At 75.0% G+C, this 15,323-nt stretch carries 12 protein-coding genes; 7 read left to right on the top strand and 5 right to left on the bottom strand.

From position 1 onward, the window contains the following. The first annotated feature begins 39 nt into the window (after positions 1-39). Positions 40-2,931, top strand: coding sequence for a M4 family metallopeptidase (locus AC069K_RS06175; RefSeq protein WP_478612545.1), 2,892 nt, complete (start codon positions 40-42; stop codon positions 2,929-2,931). Positions 2,932-3,079: 148 nt separating this feature from the next. Continuing rightward, positions 3,080-3,556 carry a MarR family winged helix-turn-helix transcriptional regulator gene (locus AC069K_RS06170; RefSeq protein ID WP_365102523.1) on the top strand — a complete coding sequence of 159 codons (477 nt, stop codon included), beginning with the start codon at positions 3,080-3,082 and terminating at the stop codon, positions 3,554-3,556. Positions 3,557-3,603: 47 nt separating this feature from the next. Here AC069K_RS06170 and AC069K_RS06165 read toward each other — a convergent pair whose 3' ends face one another. Further along, positions 3,604-4,395, bottom strand: a complete 792-nt coding sequence (locus tag AC069K_RS06165) for a hypothetical protein (protein ID WP_478612542.1) — start codon at positions 4,393-4,395, stop codon at positions 3,604-3,606. Positions 4,396-4,773: 378 nt separating this feature from the next. Here AC069K_RS06165 and AC069K_RS06160 point away from each other — a divergent pair, with 378 nt between their 5' ends. The 5 genes from AC069K_RS06160 to AC069K_RS06140 all read left to right on the top strand — a co-directional run bounded on the left by AC069K_RS06160 (position 4,774) and on the right by AC069K_RS06140 (position 10,326). Beyond that, positions 4,774-7,497 carry a sensor histidine kinase gene (locus AC069K_RS06160; RefSeq protein ID WP_478613306.1) on the top strand — a complete coding sequence of 908 codons (2,724 nt, stop codon included), beginning with the start codon at positions 4,774-4,776 and terminating at the stop codon, positions 7,495-7,497. After that, on the top strand, positions 7,494-7,979 hold the full coding sequence (locus AC069K_RS06155; protein WP_358835887.1) for a roadblock/LC7 domain-containing protein: 486 nt from the start codon (positions 7,494-7,496) through the stop codon (positions 7,977-7,979). Before AC069K_RS06160 ends, AC069K_RS06155 begins: the two co-directional genes overlap by 4 nt. Continuing rightward, positions 7,976-8,374, top strand: a complete 399-nt coding sequence (locus AC069K_RS06150) for a DUF742 domain-containing protein (RefSeq protein ID WP_365102515.1) — start codon at positions 7,976-7,978, stop codon at positions 8,372-8,374. Before AC069K_RS06155 ends, AC069K_RS06150 begins: the two co-directional genes overlap by 4 nt. Then, positions 8,355-9,002, top strand: coding sequence for a GTP-binding protein (locus tag AC069K_RS06145; RefSeq protein ID WP_478612537.1), 648 nt, complete (start codon positions 8,355-8,357; stop codon positions 9,000-9,002). Before AC069K_RS06150 ends, AC069K_RS06145 begins: the two co-directional genes overlap by 20 nt. Before the next feature lie 88 nt (positions 9,003-9,090). Beyond that, complete coding sequence (locus AC069K_RS06140) at positions 9,091-10,326, top strand: styrene monooxygenase/indole monooxygenase family protein (RefSeq protein WP_365102513.1); 1,236 nt, start codon at positions 9,091-9,093, stop codon at positions 10,324-10,326. Between the two features lie 250 nt (positions 10,327-10,576). Here AC069K_RS06140 and AC069K_RS06135 read toward each other — a convergent pair whose 3' ends face one another. The 4 genes from AC069K_RS06135 to AC069K_RS06120 form a co-directional block, all read right to left on the bottom strand. Beyond that, positions 10,577-11,716, bottom strand: a complete 1,140-nt coding sequence (locus AC069K_RS06135) for a C40 family peptidase (protein ID WP_478612533.1) — start codon at positions 11,714-11,716, stop codon at positions 10,577-10,579. 130 nt (positions 11,717-11,846) lie between these two features. After that, on the bottom strand, positions 11,847-14,138 hold the full coding sequence (locus AC069K_RS06130) for an outer membrane protein assembly factor BamB family protein (protein ID WP_478612530.1): 2,292 nt from the start codon (positions 14,136-14,138) through the stop codon (positions 11,847-11,849). 71 nt (positions 14,139-14,209) lie between these two features. Next, positions 14,210-14,479, bottom strand: a complete 270-nt coding sequence (locus AC069K_RS06125) for a hypothetical protein (protein ID WP_478612527.1) — start codon at positions 14,477-14,479, stop codon at positions 14,210-14,212. Between the two features lie 39 nt (positions 14,480-14,518). Beyond that, positions 14,519-15,244, bottom strand: a complete 726-nt coding sequence (locus AC069K_RS06120) for a TetR/AcrR family transcriptional regulator (protein WP_478612524.1) — start codon at positions 15,242-15,244, stop codon at positions 14,519-14,521. Positions 15,245-15,323: the final 79 nt, after the last annotated feature.

The raw sequence follows: 15,323 nt of genomic DNA, 5'->3' as shown, positions 1-15,323 counted from the left end.
CGCGGGGGGCACCTCGCATCGGCCCGTGGAGGAACGACCTTGCACAAGCCCAGAGCAGGCAGAGCCGGAACAGGCGGCACCCGGGGGAGCAGGACGGCCGGTTCACCGGTCCGGGGCGCGGGCGCCGCCGCCCTCCTCGGCGCCGCCGCCCTCCTCGCCACCGCCGTACCGGCGGCCCAGGCCGCGCCCTCGCCGCGGGTGCCGGCCGCCGACGTGGTGCCCGGCACCGGCACCGAGACGCCCGCCCTCGTGGACGGCCTCCACGAGAGCGCCGACGCGAAGGCCGCGCCCGCCGACGCGGCCCGCGGCCACCTCGCCGCCAGGGAGAGCCGCTACCGGATAGCCGACCCCGGCCGCGACCTCACCCCCGTCCAGACCCTGCGCCAGGGCGCGGACGAGACCGTACGGCTCCAGCAGAGGCACCACGGCGTCGAGGTGCTCGGCGGCCAGTACGTGGTGCGGATGGAGAAGAAGGACGGCAGGCGCGTCGTCACCGGCACCTCCGGCAAGTACTTCACCGGTCTGACCGCTCCCACGGCGGCGACGGTCACCGAGGACCTCGCCGTGCGCCGGGCCGTCTCCTCCGTCGCCGCCCGGCTCGGCGGCGCCACCCTCGGCAAGAAGGACGTCCGGCCCTCCGCGGGCGCGAAGAGCGGTGCGGCGGCCGCGCTCAGCGGGCGGGCCGGCGGCCTGGTCGTCGTCCCCAAGGGCGCCGGCGTCCTCACCTACCGCGTCACCGTGCGCGGCACCGACCCCGCCACCGGCCAACCGGTCCTCCAGGACGTGTACGTCGACGCCCGCGCGGGCTTCCCGGTGCTCCAGTACAGCCTGATCAGGACGCTCACCGCGGACCGGCCGGCCGCACCGCGCCCGGCGGCGGCGACGGGGACGGGGGCGGGAGCGGACGCCGTGCGGCAGGCACCCGCCGCCGCGCCCGGCCCCGGCACCAGCGGCACCGGCGTCCGCTCCAACGGCGACCAGGTCCCGCTGGAGGTCGCGTTCGACGAGGCGAACCGGCGGTACAGCCTCGTCGACCACGCGCGCATGGCGGCCACCAGCAAGAACACCCTGCACACCTGGGACGCCCGCGCGGTCGACGTCGACGACGCCTCGGGGCGCTGGCCGGACGGGCTCAAGGACTTCACCAGCCCGTCCCCCCACTACAGCGGCGACGCCACCGAGTCGGGCGCGGTCGACGCCCACTGGGCGGCCGGACAGGTCTACGACTACTACAAGAAGGTGCACGGCCGCGACAGCCTCGACGGACGCGGCATGGCCGTCAACTCGCTGGTGGGCGTCACCTACGCGGGCGGCCCGTTCGTCAACGCCTTCTGGGACGGCCAGAAGATGGTGTACGGCGCGGGCGACGAGCAGTACCGGACGCTCTCCGCCGACCTCGACGTCGTCGGCCACGAGATGACCCACGGGGTGGTGGAGAACACCGCGAACCTCGTCTACGCGGGCCAGTCCGGCGCCCTCAACGAGGCGCTCGCGGACTACTTCGGCAACGCCATCGACACCACCGCGAGCGGCGCGAGGATGGACGACCCGGACTCCGGGCTCATCGGCGAGGACCTGTGCCGCACCGCCAAGCCCCGGGACTGCGCCTTCCGCGACCTCAACGACGGCCGCACCACGTCCAAGGACTACCTCGGCGTCACCTTCTCCACCGACAACGGCGGCGTCCACCTCAACTCGACGGTCTTCTCGGGCGCCCTGTGGGACATCCGCCAGGACCTCGACCCCAAGGACCCCTTCCTCGCGGACCGGCTCGTCTACAAGGCGCTCTCCACGTACATGACGCCGCTGGACGGCTACACCGAGGCCCGCGACGCGGTCGTCGCGGCCGCCAAGGACATGGGGCTCTCCGCCAGGCAGCGGAACGTGGTCAAGCGGTCGTTCAGCGCCCACGGCATCGTGCCCGGCTGGGAGAACGCCCTCGGCGTCGACTCCGACCGCCTCTTCGGCAAGGTCAACACCACCGGCACGGGCACGGCCGCGGGCGGCGGCTGGTGGGCCACCTCCCAGTCCAACGACGACGGCACCGAGGCCTACTCGGTCTACGCCGGACGCGTCGACGGCCGGGGCACGCCCAGGCTGATCAGCCCCAACGACGGGCGCTACCACGTGTATCCGGCCACCGACGGCACCACGGTGGTGTGGGCCGCGTTCGGCGCCACCAGCGTCGACATCCTCTCCCGGCCGCTCGCCGGCGGCCCCGTCAGGACGCTCTACACCTCGTCCACCACCGTCCAGAACCTGCGGGTCGAGCACGGCACGGTGGTCTTCGAGGTCTTCGACACCTTCGGCGGGCGGCACGTCGGCTTCCTCAGGCCCGGCGACCGCGAGCCCACCCTCGTGGACGGCGGCGGGTACGACGTCGGCAGCGCGCTCCCCTCGCTGCGCGACGGCAGGATCGCGTACGCCAAGCTCTACCGCAGCGGCGACGACTACAAGCTGGGCGTGGAGACGTACGACCTCGCCACCGGCCGCGCCCGGCTCGTCCAGCAGCTCGGCGAGCCGCAGGCGATCGGCCAGACCGGCATCACCGGCAGGAACGTGTTCTGGCTGGTCGACGAGAACATCGCCGACCAGGGGCAGCTGGCGGTGCGCCGCTCGAACGCGGACGGCACCGGCGCGGTGGACCTCAGCCCCGAGGCCGGGCCCGGCGCGCTGATCCCGTTCGACCTGACGGCCTCGGACGAGGCGGTCACGGTGAACACCACGCTGCCGGACACCCAGTACCGCAACGAGACCCTGCCCAAGCTGTGGCAGCTCAGCGCCGACGGCACCCGCAAGGAGCGCCTGTCCTGCAACCGCGGTGAGCAGCTCTACCCGTCCGCCGCGGGCGGCCGCCGGGTCGTGTGGCTGGACGGCACCACCGGCTGGACGGACCTGGTCACCCGGGAGCGGCCGGCCGGCACCTGCTGAACGCTCCCCCGAGTTCTCGACTCCGCTCGAACAGGGGGGGACCCCCACCCGCGCGACGCGTGATTGAGCCAAAGGGCCCCCGGTGGACGACGCCGGGGGCCCCGGCCCCGGGGGACTGGGAAATACTGTCCCGTCCAGGCAGCGTGGAATGGGAGCTGATGTGCACGGTCCGGACCAGGAGTTCCTCGCACTCGAACGCGAGCTGGCGGTCTTCCTGAGGCGTGCCAGGGCATCCTCCGGCGAGATGGCCCGCGCGGTCCATCCCGAGCTGGAGGCCGCGGCCTACGGGCTCTTCGTACGTCTGGAGGAGGGCGGTCCGCAGCGGGCCACCGAACTCGCCGCGTACTTCGGCGTGGGCAAGGCGACCATGAGCCGCCAGCTGCGCGCCCTGGAGGACCTGGGCCTGGTGGCGCGCGAGCCGGACCCGGCCGACGGGCGCGCCTCGCTGGTGCGCCTCACCGGGGAGGGCCTGGACCGCTTCCGCCGGGTCCGCGACGCCCGCCGCGCCCAGTACGTCACCAAGCTGGCCGACTGGGACCGCGGCGAGATCGCGGAACTGGCGCGGCTGCTGCACCAGCTGAACGCCAGGGCGGACATGCAGGAGCCGGGCGCCGCGCGCCCCTAGAGGCGGCGGCACCACGCGCCGGGAGGGCACCCCGGCCCGGCCGCGCCTCAGAGCTCGACGTACACGGCGGTGGCGTCGTCGTGCGTCTTGCTCCGCCGCAGACACGTACGGCCGGCGCCGGCGTCCGCGTGCTCCAGCTCCCGCACCCGGTCGATCAGCCGCTGCGGTCCCGCCTTGGCCACCAGCGCCAGGCACCCCGCCCAGTCGCCCTCGCGGAAGGTCTCCACCCACCGGGTCGCGCCGTCGGTCAGCGCGGCGAGCGCGCGTACGTCCCGTACCGGGGTACGCCCCGTGACCGCGCGTCCGGCCACCGAGGGGTCCGCGGCGGCGGTGAAGAAACCGCCCTCCTTGTTGCGGGCGCGGGCGTCGGCCACCTCGTCCGAGACGAGCAGGTCGCCCGGCAGCCGCTCCAGCCGGTCGTCCAGGACCGCCCGGACCGCGCCGTCCGGTGACTCCAGGAGCAGCGCGGAGTCGGAGAGGACCAGATGCTCCACCGCCTCCTCGTCCCAACGCGCCAGGACCACGGTCGCCTGAGGTGTGCGCGGGTGAGAAAGGTCACAGGTGTCCCGGTGGGCGTCGGCGGTGCGCCTGATGGACTCCGCGAGGATCGCGGTCAGCGGTATGTCGCGCCGCGAACCGGACAGTTCGGTCAGCGCGCCGCCGAGCCGGGCGGTGTACCAGGGCACGTCGTGCACACAGTCGCCGTTGCCCGGGGGCGGAGTCACCCCGTCCAGCACCACCAGCACGCCGCCCCGCCCGGCGGCGGGCAGCGCGGCGGCGGCCCAGTCCTCGTTGGGGCGTGCGGGGTCTCCGGGGGCCGTGGCGAGCTCGATGCGCATGGAGCCAGTCTGCACGACCCCTCCACCCCGCCCCCTTGACCCCCAATTGGCCTGGACCAGTTGGGGGGACCGGGCGCCGCGGCCCGTGCGGGAGGCCCCCCGGGAAGCTGTGGGCGGGCATCCTGCCAAAGGCCGCGCGGAAGTTCCAACCGGCCTCCCACACGAGCGGGGGCGGGCATTCCGCGGGAGTTGAACGCCAACTCCCGAGTGTTGTTCACTCGTTCGGGTGGCGGAGTGGATGTTGCATGCCTCCTTCCCAAAACCACTGGAATGGTCGGAAGCCGTGCAGGGGTGGGAACGCGTCGCATACGACGCAAGAGACGCATGACCGGTCGTCACCTCGGCTTCATGGTGGACGAGTCAAGATTGAGAGCACCGGTGCAGAACAAGCGGCCTCGGGGCAAGGACGGCGCCCCCGCAGAGGGCGCCAAGGGCGCCACGGGCGCCGCGCGCCCCGTGCGCGTACGGACCCGGCTGGTCACCTCGGTCGCCCTGGTCTCCCTCACCGTCCTGGGCGCGGGCGCCCCCGCGCTGCTCACCGCCTCCTCGGACCTCAACGAGTCCCAGCGCCTGGTCACCCTGGCCGAACTCGACCAGCAGGCCGTCATCCTCGCCCACGCCCTCGCCGACGAACGCGACGACCTCACCGCGTACATCGCGGGCGGCCGCGACCCGCGCGAGGACGCCGCCCTCAAGGACCGCGCCACCCGCGTCGACCGGCGCATCGACGAGATCCGCGCCACCGCGCCCGCCGCCCTCGGCCGCGACCTGGCCACCGTGCCCTCGCTGCGCCGCACCGCGCTCACCGGCAAGGGCACGGCCCTGGAGGCCCACCGCACGTACTCGGACGTGATCGGCAAGCTGCTCGGCCTCGCCGACGAGCTGGCCGCCCGGACGCCCCCGCGCGCCGCCGGGGCCTCCCGCGCCCCGGCCGACCTCGGCCGCGCCGTCGAACAGGCCTCCGCCACCCGGGGCCTGCTGGTCGCCGCGCTCTCGGTCCCGCAGAAGGCCACCACCCCGGTCTACGACCCGATCACCGGGCGGTACGTCCAGAAGGACGCGGGCGACGGCGAGGAGGGGCGCACCCGGGACGCGTTGAGCGCCGCCGGGCAGCAGGCGCGGGTGCGCGAGCAGGCCGCGCTCGCCGACTTCGACCAGGCCGCCCCCGCCACCGCCCGCGAGAAGCTCTCCACCACGGTCACCGGCCCGGACGTGGACGCGGCCGAGCGCTACCTCGCCCGCCTCACCGACCAGCCGCAACTCAGCTCCGCCGACCGCAGGCTGGGCGCCGACAAGGTCGCCGCCGCGCTCACCGCGCGCATCGACCGGATGCGCGGCACCGAGTCGGCGCTCGCCGCCGCCCAGGTGAAACGGTTCGAGTCGCTGCGCGACGACGACGTGACCGGCCTGGAGCTGCGGGTCGCGCTGGTCGGCGCGCTGCTGCTGCTCGCGGTCGGCATCTCCTCCGCGACCGCCCGCAGCCTGACCCGGCCGCTCGCGGTGCTCCGGCGCGGCGCGGCCCGGCTCGCGAGCGCCCCCGAGACGGAGGAGCCGGTCCGCTTCACCGGCCGCAACGACGAGTTCGCCCAGGTCGTCCGCTCCCTCAACACGCTCCACGACCGGCTGCGCGAGCACGCGGGCCGCGCCGACACCCTCGCCGCGCAGCGGGACGAGGCACGCGAGGACCGCACGAACCTCGCCGCCGAACGCGCCGAACTGGCCGCCTCCGTACGGGAGCTGACCGCCCAGGTCGAGCGGGCGCGCGGGACCGTGCAGCACACCTTCGTCAACCTGGGCCTGCGCAGCCTCGGCCTGGTCGAGCGCCAGCTGGGCATCATCGAGGGCCTGGAGGAGCGCGAGCAGGACCCCGACCAGCTCGCCACGCTCTTCAAGCTCGACCACATGGCCACGGTCATCCGCCGCCACGGCGAGAACCTGCTGGTCCTCGCGGGCGCCGAGCACCACCACAACCACCCCGGCCCGGTCCCGCTCGTCGACGTGCTGCGGGCCGCCGTCAGCGAGATCGAGCGGTACGAGCGGGTCGTCATCCAGGCCCTGCCCTCGCACGCCCAGGTCGCCGGGTTCGCCGCCGACGACCTCAGCCACCTGGTCGCCGAGCTCCTGGAGAACGCCACCTCCTTCTCCCCGCCGGACGCCCAGGTCCAGCTCTCGGGCTGGCAGCTGGAGAGCGGCGAGGTCATGCTCTCCGTCCAGGACGAGGGCATCGGCGTGAGCCCCGCCCGCCGCACCGAGCTCAACATGCGGCTCGCGGACCCCTCCTCGTACGAGCCGGCGGAGCCCGGGACCGAGTCCGGCGGGCTCGGACTGCACGTCGCCGCGCTGCTCGCCCGGCGCCACGGGGTGCGGATCGAGCTGCGCGAGCAGAAGCAGGGCGGGCTCGCGGCGGTGGTCGTGCTGCCCGAGGCGCTCCTGCCGAAGACGCCCCCGGCCGCGCCGCCGCACGCGGTGCCGGCGCAGAGCGACGCCCCGCGCTTCACGCTGCCGGGCGCGCTGGCGGAGGCCAACTCCAACGTGCTGCCCGAGCGGGCGGAGCGCACCGCGCAGATCCCGCTCCCGAAGCAGACGCCCGCCCCGGCGCAGGCCCCGGTCCCGGCCGACGCGGAGGCGGAAGCCGCGGCGGCGACAGAGGCTGAGGCGGAGGCGCACGGGCGGGTCGACGAGCCCACGTTCGAGATGCGGCTCCCGGCACCGTCGGCAGAGGAGACGGAACCGGAGACGGAAGCGGCACCGGCACCGGAGTCGGAAGTGGCACCGGTACCGGAAACGAAGAGGCGACCGGACACCGCGCCGGAGCCCGAGCCCTCCCCGGCCGTCCCCGCCCAGCGCGTCACCGACAAGGGGCTGCCCAAGCGCACCCCGAAGGTGGTCAAGTCCGGCCCCGCCGCCCCCGCCCCGCGCAAGGGCGGCGCGGAGATGGCCGACGCCCTGCGGCGGCGGCTCGGCGGATTCCAGCAGGGCGCCCTGGAGGGCCGCCGGCACGCCGAGACCGAGATCCAGGAAGTCCCGCGTACACCGAGCGAAGAAGAGCAGAAGAACCAGAGGCCACAGACGGGGGAGACAGTCGAGGAGGCACGCAGTTGACCGCGACCGGCACCGGCACGTTCGGACTGAGCAGCGAGGCCCGCAATCTGCACTGGCTGCTGCGGAACCTGGTCGAGGAGGTGCCGGGCCTGCTGTCGGTGGCGGTCGTCTCCTCCGACGGCCTGCTGCTGCTCTCGTCCGACCCGGACCAGCGGCAGACCCGCACCGAGCCCCGCCCCGAGGGCCCGCGCGGCTCCAGCGCCGACCTCGCCACCATCGTCTCCGGCATCGGCAGCCTCACCCACGGGGCCGCGCGGCTCATGGACGGCGGCGGCGTCAAGCAGACGGTGGTCGCCATGGAGGAGGGCAGCGTCTTCGTCATGTCGATCAGCGACGGCTCGCTGCTGGGGGTGCACGCCACCCCGGACTGCGACGTGAGCGTCGTGGCGTACCACATGGCCCTCTTCGTCGGCCGCGCCGGACACGTGCTCACCCCCGAACTCCGCAGCGAGCTGCGCCAGTCGATGGAGGCCGTCCAGTGACCTCGTCCGCCCCCAAACTGCCGATACGAGGCGCCGGCCGCAAACCGGCCCGGGTCCGCCCGTACAGCCTCACCGGCGGCCGTACCCGCTTCGGCCACGTCCTGCTCGTGGAGACGTTCGTGGCGGCCATCGAGGCGCCCGAGGAGCGCAGGGCACTGGGCGCGTCACCGATGCGGCTGATGCCGGAGATGCGGGCGATCGTGGAGATCTGCCGCGCGATGCGCACGGTCGCGGAGATCTCGGCGCTGCTGCGCATGCCGCTGGGGGTCGTCCGGGTGCTGCTGAGCGACCTGGCCGACCAGGGAAGAATCCGTGTGTACGGGACCGGGCACGGCTCCGGGCGGCCCGACCGCGCGCTGCTCGAAAGGGTCATGAGTGGACTCCGCCGCCTCTGAACTCCTGGTGCCGGACGCGCCCCCGGCGCCCGCGCTGTCCGCCGACGAGGAGCTGCGGCCCTGGCAGCAGGACCGCACCCGGGCGCCCATCGCCACCAAGGTGGTCGTGGCGGGCGGCTTCGGCGTGGGCAAGACGACGTTCGTGTCGTCCGTCTCGGAGATCACCCCGCTCCAGACGGAAGCGGTGATGACCCAGGCGAGCGAGGGCACGGACGACCTGTCGTCGACCCCGGAGAAGACCACCACGACCGTGGCCATGGACTTCGGCCGGGTCACGCTCGACGACGACCTCGTCCTGTACGTGTTCGGCACGCCCGGCCAGCAGCGCTTCTGGTTCATGTGGGACGACATCGTGCGCGGGGCGATCGGCGCGGTGGTGCTCGCCGACACCCGCCGGCTCTCCGACTGCTTCCCGGCGCTCGACTACTTCGAGAGCTGCGGCCTGCCGTACATCGTGGCGGTCAACCACTTCGAGGGAACGGAGTCCTTCGAGCCGGAGGACGTCCGGGAGGCGCTGACGGTGCCGCCGCACATCCCCGTCGTGATCATGGACGCGCGCGACCGGATCACGGTGATCGAGTCGCTGCTGGGACTGGTGGCCCACGCGCTGGACGAGCTGCCGGAGTAGCGGGACGCGGCCCCTCGGGGGCGCGGTCCTCCGGGGCGCGGGCACCTTCCTCTTTCTCATATCTGCTGACGTATCGGAGCACATTCGCATGCGGAGAATCCTGATAGTCGGGGCCGGCCAGTCCGGGCTCCAGCTGGCCCTCGGACTCCAGTCGAAGGGGTACGAGGTCACCCTGATGTCCAACCGCACGGCCGACGAGATCCGCTCCGGGCGGGTCATGTCGACGCAGTGCATGTTCCACACGGCGCTCCAGCACGAGCGGGACCTCGGCCTGAACTTCTGGGAGTCCCAGGCCCCGCGCATCGAGGGCCTGGGCGTCTCGGTGGCCGCCCCCGACGCCTCCCGGCCCATCGACTGGGTCGGCCGCCTCGACGGCTACGCGCAGTCCGTCGACCAGCGGGTCAAGATGGCGGGCTGGATGGAGACGTTCGCGCAGCGCGGCGGCCAGCTGGTGATCCATGGCGCGGCCGTCTCCGACCTCGACTTCTTCGCCCGCACCTACGACCTGGTGCTGGTGTCGGCGGGCAAGGGCGAGCTGGTGTCCATGTTCGGCCGCGACGCCTCGCGCTCGCCGTTCACCGAGCCGCAGCGGGCCCTCGCGGTCAGTTACGTGCACGGCCTCGGCCCGCGGCCCGAGCACCCCGACTTCGACGCGGTCCGCTGCAACCTGGTGCCCGGGGTGGGCGAGCTGTTCGTGATGCCCACGCTGACCACGTCCGGCCGGGCCGACATCCTCTTCTGGGAGGGCATCCCCGGCGGGCCGCTGGACGTCTTCCAGGGGGTCACGGACCCGGGCGAGCACCTCTCGCTGACGCTGGAGCTGATGGAACGCTTCACCCCGTGGGAGTACGCGCGGGCGACCAAGGTCGAACTCACGGACGCCGGGGGCACGCTGGCCGGCCGGTACGCCCCGACCGTCCGCAACCCCGTCGGCCGGCTGCCCGGCGGCGGCCTGGTCCTGGGCGTGGCCGACGTGGTCGTCGCCAACGACCCCATCACCGGCCAGGGCTCCAACTCGGCGTCCAAGTGCGCGGCGTCCTACCTCGCGTCCATTCTGGAGCGGGGCGAGGAGGCGTTCGACGAGGCGTGGATGCGGGGGACGTTCGAGCGGTACTGGGCGACCGCGCAGCCCGTGGTGAAGTGGACGAACGCGATGCTGGGGGCGCCGCCGGAGCACGTCCTCCAGCTGATCGGCGCGGCATCCGAACTCCAGCCGGTGGCGGACCGCTTCGCGAACGGCTTCGACGACCCGTCGGACTTCGAGAACTTCTTCTTCGAGGAGGAGAAGGCGAAGGCGTACCTGGCAGAGGTCTCCGGGGCGTAACCCCGGACCCGTTGTCGTGCTGCGGGTGGTGGTGGGTTGCTCGCGCAGTTCCCCGCGCCCCTGGCGGGGGGCGGCCAGGGTGGACGCGATGGCGGAGCCGAGGCCTTTAAGGGGCGCGGGGAACTGCGCGACCAGCCCCCCACCGGCCCGCGCGTGAACACCAAGCGGGGTCCGGGGGCGCAGCCCCCGGGGGACCGGGCCTCCACCCACCCCCACCCCCGGAGGGTTAAGGGAACGGGCGGGGTGGGGGCTAATCCTCCGGTGGCGCATCCGCCGCGTACCCCTCGTCCGCACCTCCACCCCCCACCACCCCCGAAGGCACCCGCACCGGCCGATACCCCCGCACACCCCCCACCCCCGGATCCGGCCGCACCGCCCCCAGCAGAGGGTTCGACGCGATCGGCGAGACCTTCACCCGCGTCCCGGGCCGCGGCGCCTGCACCACCATCCCGTCCCCCACGTACAGCGCCACATGCGTCGCCCCGGGGTAGTACACCACCAGGTCCCCGGGCCGCAGCGCCCGCAGCGGCACCCGCGGCAGCGACGCCCACTGCTCCTGCGAGGTGCGCGGGATCGCCCGTCCCGCGTGCGCCCACGCCTGCGAGGTCAGGCCGGAGCAGTCGTACGAGCCCGGCCCCTCCGCGCCCCACACATACGGCTTGCCCACCTGCCCCACCGCGTACCGCACCGCCTCCTCCCCCTCCGGCGACGGCGCCCGCACCCCGCTCAGCGCCCCCGTCGCCAGCAGGTCCCGCTGGGCCTTCGCCGTGCCCTGCCGCTCCAGCGCGGCGAGTTCGGCCAGCTGCTCCTCGCTGAGCGACGCCAGCAGGCCCTCCACGTCCTTCAGCCGCGCCCGCACCTCGTCCCGCGCGCGCCGCTGCCGCGCGGCCAGCGCCACCTGCTCGTCCAGGGCCTTGCGCGCCTCCCGGGCGAGCGCGTCCGCCTGCTTCTCCGTGCGCGCCAGCCGCGCCAGCGCGACGCGGCGCCCGTCCGTGGCGCGCCGCATGAGATGGTCCTGGTCGAGGGCCCCCTGCGGATCGCGCGCCAGCAGCAGCCGCATGTACGTGGAGAGGTCGCTGCGGCCCTGGTACTGCTCCCGGGCCAGACGCCCGGCCGCCTCGCGGCTGCGGGCCAGCGCGGTCCGCGCCCTCGTCAGCCCGGCCGCCACCTTCTTCTCGTCCGCCGCGCGCGCCTTCAGCTGCTCCTCGGCGGCGTTGTACGCCTCGGACGCCTCCTCGGCCTGCCGGTACAGCGTCCGCAGCTGCGTCAGCAAGCCGGTCACCGGGCTCTGCGGCGGCGTGGGCGCGGCCTGCGCCGTGGGGACCGCCGACACGAGCGCCGCCGCGACGGCCGCCGCCGTGCACACCGTACGCAGGGATCTTTCTGACACGTGATCACCTCCGGTCGGATGGTGGCACGGTGATCCGGTGCGGTGCGCGCCGAGCCGGGTGAATGGTGCGAATACTCCCCCCGTCCGGCCGTACCCCGGTGCGGGCGCTTGCCGAGGGGGCCGGGGTCGGCTACCGCACCGGCAGCGCGTACAGCGTCGCCCCGTGCCACACCACCGCCGTGTCCGGGCCCGCCGCCACCGCCCGGTAGCCGCCCCGGTCCGCCGACTGCTCCTTGGTGCCCGCGTCCTGGAACTTCCACAGCCGCTCGCCGCTCGCCGCGTCCAGCGCGGTCACCTGGAACGGGTCGAGCGCCAGGACCGTACGGCCGGAGGGGCTCGCCACCGCGCGGGTCTCCACCGCGCCCACGGGCGCCAGGTCGGTGGAGGCGACCCACGCCTCCCGCCCGTCGGCCGCCGTGACCGCGGCGATCCTCGTCCCGTTGTCGGGGGCGTACACGACTGCCTTGTCCAGCAGGGGCGTTCCGTAGAGCGTCGTGCCCCTGGCGCGCTGCCAGCGCTGCTTCGTGGTCTCCAGGTCGAACGCCTGGAGGCCGCCGCCGGCCGTGGTGAGCAGCACGCCGTCGGGCGAGAGCTCCGCGGTGTCGGTGGGCAGCACCGCGCCGTACGACCGCGACCACAGGTCCTTGCCCGTCTTCGGGTCGACCGCGAAGAACTCCGCGAGGACCTGCTTGGCGCCCTTGGGCGGGCTCGCCGCCGGGCGCCGCGCGATGAGCCGGCCGCCGACGACGGCCGTCCACGCGAAGGTCTCGCCCCGGCCCAGCGGGCGCCGCCACAGGATGGTGCGGGTGGCGATGTCGTACGCGTAGAGCGAGGTGTCCTTGCCGACCGCGGCCGTGAACCACACCGTCGTGCCGTCGTGCGCGCGCACCTCGGGGGTGCCCATGCCAGGCGCGAGCCGGGCGTACGCCACCTTCTGGCGGACCGCGCCGTCCGCCACCGCGAACCAGGTGAACTCGGTGGGGCCGACGCCGAACGCCACCGCCGGGTCGGCGCCCGCCTGCTGGAGCTGGGCGACCCCGGCCAGCTCGGGGCGGTGCCACAACTGGCGGCCGGTGCGCAGGTCGACGCCGGTGAGTGCGGCGCCGGGAACGACCAGGACCGCGCCCTGGACGAGCGGGGTGCCCAGGAGCTTGCCGCCGGGCACCGCGTACCCCCAGCGGGGGGCCGGGGGAGCCCCGGGCACCGGCTTCGGGAGGGCGGCGGCCTTGCTGTCGGCGGCGGGGGCCGCCTCGGCGTCCGTGCCGTCCCCGTCGAAGGCCAGCACCCCGGCCGCGCCGACCGCGAGCCCGGCCGCGGCCGCGAGCCCGGCCGTCAGCAGCGAACGCCGGTCGCCGGTGAACCGGGCGAGGCCGCCCCCGGCGGGCCCGGCCGCCGGGGCACGCTCCGGCGGTACGGGCAGGGGCAGCGGAGCCCGGGCGGGCTGCGGGGGAGCGGCCGGGTGGCCGTTCGTCCCGGGCGCGGGCGGCGGTACGGCGGCGGCCGGTGGCACCCGGTCCGCCACCACGGCGCCCGGCAACTCCCGTGCCTGCGCGGCCCGTTCGGCGATCGCGGCCGTCAGGCGCGGGGGCAGCCAGCCGGCGCCGGGCTGCGGGGCGGCCCCGCCCGGGGACAGCTCGGCGGCCACCTCGGCGGGCGCCGGGCGCGCCCCGGGCGCCTTGGCCAGACAGCGTCCGAGCAGCGGACGCAGGGCGGCCGGGACCGGGGTGAGGTCGGGGACGGCGTGCGCGATGCGGTGGGCGGCCGCGTCGGCGGGGCCGGAGTCGAACGGCCCCGCGCCCCCGGCCGCGTACGCGAGGAGCATGCCCAGCATGAAGACGTCGGCGGCCGGGCCGGGCTGCTCCCCGGCGACCTGTTCCGGCGTCAGATAGCCGACCGTGACCCCGAGCCGCCCGCCCTCGCCGGCGCTGGCCGCGCTGGCGCCGCCGAGCACGCCGAAGGCGGTGACGAGCGGCCCCTCGGCGGTGAGCAGTACGACATCGGGGCCCAGGCCCTGGAAGGCCTCGCCGGTCACCGCGTGCGCCCGCTCCAGGGTGGCGGCGAGCGCCGCGCCCAGGGTGCGCACGGCCGGTTCGGGCAGCGGTCCGGCGAGCGCCACCGCCTCCGCGAGGGTGAGCGCGGCCGTGAACGGGGTGGCCAGCCACGGCAGCCACTCCTCGGGGCCGGTGGCCAGGACCGGCGGCACCCAGGGTCCGGCGAGCCGTTCGGCGGCCTGTGCCTCGGCGCGGAAGCGGGTGCGGAAGGCGGGCAGCGCCGCGAGGTCGGGGCGGGCGGCGGTGACGCAGACCCCGCGCCCGTCCGCCCCGTGGGCGAGGTAGACCCGGGCGGTGCCGGTCTCGCGCAGTCGGGCCCGCATCCGGTACGGACCGAGCTCGCGCGGTTCCTCGGCGGTCAGCGCCTCCATGGTTCAACTCCCCCTGCGGCACGGCGTGGACCAGCGAGCCTATCGCGCCCCGCGGACACCGCGGGCACGCCCTAGGTCCGGGGCCTCGGCCTGCTCCAGGGCCAGCGGCGCGGCTCGCGCCCCTCGGGGACGTAGGTGTACTTCCAGCCGCGCGGCAGCCCGAGCCGCTTGCTGTGCCCGGCGGGTTCGAGCCGGTACGCGTGGACGGCCGGCGGGCCGCCGCCGGCGTCCGGGACCGGGACCTCGTACCACTGGGGCGGCTTGCCCGCGGGGCCGAGCAGGACGGGCAGGACGCGCCCGTCGAGGGGGCCGCCCACAAAGAGGGTGTTCTCGCTCTGCACGCCCCCAGTGTCACACCATCACGGCCCGCGCCGCTCGCGTCAGAGCAGGTGGGCGGCGTCGGAGAGGACCGGGATCACCCGGCGGCCAAGGAGTCCAGCCGGGCCGTCGCCCGACTCCAGGGCCAGGGCCGCCCGGACGACGGCGGCGGCCTGCGGGTCGGTGGCGGCGGTCGCGATGAGCAGGGCGACCAGATGGTCCACCAGCCAGTCGCGCAGCTCCGGCAGCGGTGGCTGCTTCTCCTCGTCGAGCCAGATGAGGGAGGCGGCCTCGACGGCGGCGATCCAGGTGCGCACCATCATCCGCAGCCGTGCACCCGGGCTCTCCACCCCCAGGTGGAGGAGGATCTGCTCGGCGGCGGCCCGGCGCACCTCGTCGACTATCGCGGTGGTCCGGGAGGTCTCGGCGACGCTGCCGCCCTGGAGCAGCGCGGAGAACCCCGTGTCGTGCTCGTCGACGAAGGCCAGATAGCGGTCGAGGGCGTGGGACAGACGGCGGGTGAGCGGGCCGCTCTGGGACTGGGCGAAGCAGAGTTCGAGCTCGTCGGCGGCCGAGCGCAGCGCCGCCTCGTACAGCTGCTGCTTGCCGCCGGGGAAGTACCGGTAGACCAGCGGGCGCGAGACCCCGGCGGCCTCGGCGACGTCGTCGAGCGAGACGTCCTCCGGGGCCCGGTGCGCGAAGAGCGTCAGCGCGGCGCCGAGGAGCTGGGTGCGGCGCTCCTCGACGCTGAGCCTGCGGTACGCGGGGGTGGCGGCCGGTGAGGTCATACGGGCAGCGTAATCCCCGTGTCCCGGCTTGACGCCGGTGCTCGCGTGCGGTTGGCCGGGAGTGAAGGGCATCCGGGGC

It is taken from the genome of Streptomyces sp. NPDC043908 (assembly GCF_056435525.1).
The sequence above is the reverse complement of the archived record's forward strand: the minus strand, read 5'-3'. Positions and strand labels throughout refer to the sequence as shown.

What these genes read in the sequence shown, in the direction of transcription:
- AC069K_RS06120 (WP_478612524.1), bottom strand. Translation starts at nt 15,244, where the DNA reads ATGACCTCACCGGCCGCCACCCCCGCGTACCGCAGGCTCAGCGTCGAG.
- AC069K_RS06170 (WP_365102523.1), top strand. Translation starts at nt 3,080, where the DNA reads ATGGGAGCTGATGTGCACGGTCCGGACCAGGAGTTCCTCGCACTCGAA.
- AC069K_RS06165 (WP_478612542.1), bottom strand. Translation starts at nt 4,395, where the DNA reads ATGCGCATCGAGCTCGCCACGGCCCCCGGAGACCCCGCACGCCCCAAC.
- AC069K_RS06140 (WP_365102513.1), top strand. Translation starts at nt 9,091, where the DNA reads ATGCGGAGAATCCTGATAGTCGGGGCCGGCCAGTCCGGGCTCCAGCTG.
- AC069K_RS06130 (WP_478612530.1), bottom strand. Translation starts at nt 14,138, where the DNA reads ATGGAGGCGCTGACCGCCGAGGAACCGCGCGAGCTCGGTCCGTACCGG.